1 rRNA gene (cut by a window edge) is annotated in these 1504 nt (G+C 56.6%); it reads right to left on the reverse strand.

The window, feature by feature from the left end:
- Positions 1 to 2 precede the first annotated feature (2 nt).
- Positions 3 to 1504: ribosomal RNA gene (locus ACFC1F_RS42945) — 23S ribosomal RNA — on the reverse strand (it continues 1644 nt past the right edge of the window).

A 1504-nucleotide genomic window follows, 5' to 3' on the forward strand; every position in this document is an offset into this window, starting at 1 on the left:
CTGAGGACAAGCCCTCGGCCTATTAGTACCGGTCAACTCCACCCCTCACAGGGCTTCCATATCCGGCCTATCAACCCAGTCGTCTACTGGGAGCCTTACCCTCTCAAGGAGGTGGGAGTGCTCATCTCGAAGCAGGCTTCCCGCTTAGATGCTTTCAGCGGTTATCCCTCCCGAACGTAGCCAACCAGCCATGCCCTTGGCAGAACAACTGGCACACCAGAGGTTCGTCCGTCCCGGTCCTCTCGTACTAGGGACAGCCCTTCTCAACACTCCTACGCGCACAGCGGATAGGGACCGAACTGTCTCACGACGTTCTAAACCCAGCTCGCGTACCGCTTTAATGGGCGAACAGCCCAACCCTTGGGACCTACTCCAGCCCCAGGATGCGACGAGCCGACATCGAGGTGCCAAACCATCCCGTCGATATGGACTCTTGGGGAAGATCAGCCTGTTATCCCCGGGGTACCTTTTATCCGTTGAGCGACGGCGCTTCCACAAGCCACCGCCGGATCACTAGTCCCTACTTTCGTACCTGCTCGACCCGTCAGTCTCACAGTCAAGCTCCCTTGTGCACTTACACTCAACACCTGATTGCCAACCAGGCTGAGGGAACCTTTGGGCGCCTCCGTTACCCTTTAGGAGGCAACCGCCCCAGTTAAACTACCCACCAGACACTGTCCCTGATCCGGATCACGGACCCAGGTTAGACATCCAGCACGACCAGAGTGGTATTTCAACGACGACTCCACAACAACTGGCGTTGCTGCTTCAAAGTCTCCCACCTATCCTACACAAGCCGAACCGAACACCAATATCAAGCTATAGTAAAGGTCCCGGGGTCTTTCCGTCCTGCTGCGCGAAACGAGCATCTTTACTCGTAATGCAATTTCACCGGGCCTATGGTTGAGACAGTCGAGAAGTCGTTACGCCATTCGTGCAGGTCGGAACTTACCCGACAAGGAATTTCGCTACCTTAGGATGGTTATAGTTACCACCGCCGTTTACTGGCGCTTAAGTTCTCAGCTTCGCCCCGACGAATCAGAGCTAACCGGTCCCCTTAACGTTCCAGCACCGGGCAGGCGTCAGTCCGTATACATCGCCTTACGGCTTCGCACGGACCTGTGTTTTTAGTAAACAGTCGCTTCTCGCTGGTCTCTGCGGCCACCCCCAGCTCTGGCAGCAAGTGCCGTCACCAGGAATGGCCCCCCTTCTCCCGAAGTTACGGGGGCATTTTGCCGAGTTCCTTAACCATAGTTCACCCGAACGCCTCGGTATTCTCTACCTGACCACCTGAGTCGGTTTGGGGTACGGGCCGCCATGAAACTCGCTAGAGGCTTTTCTCGACAGCATAGGATCATCCACTTCACCACAATCGGCTCGGCATCAGGTCTCAGCCTTAATGTGAGGCGGATTTGCCTACCTCACGGCCTACACCCTTACCCCGGGACAACCACCGCCCGGGCTGGACTACCTTCCTGCGTCACCCCATCGCTCACCTACTACC

It is taken from the genome of Kitasatospora sp. NPDC056181 (assembly GCF_042266225.1).
In the GTDB taxonomy this organism is placed as follows: Bacteria; Actinomycetota; Actinomycetes; order Streptomycetales; family Streptomycetaceae; genus Kitasatospora.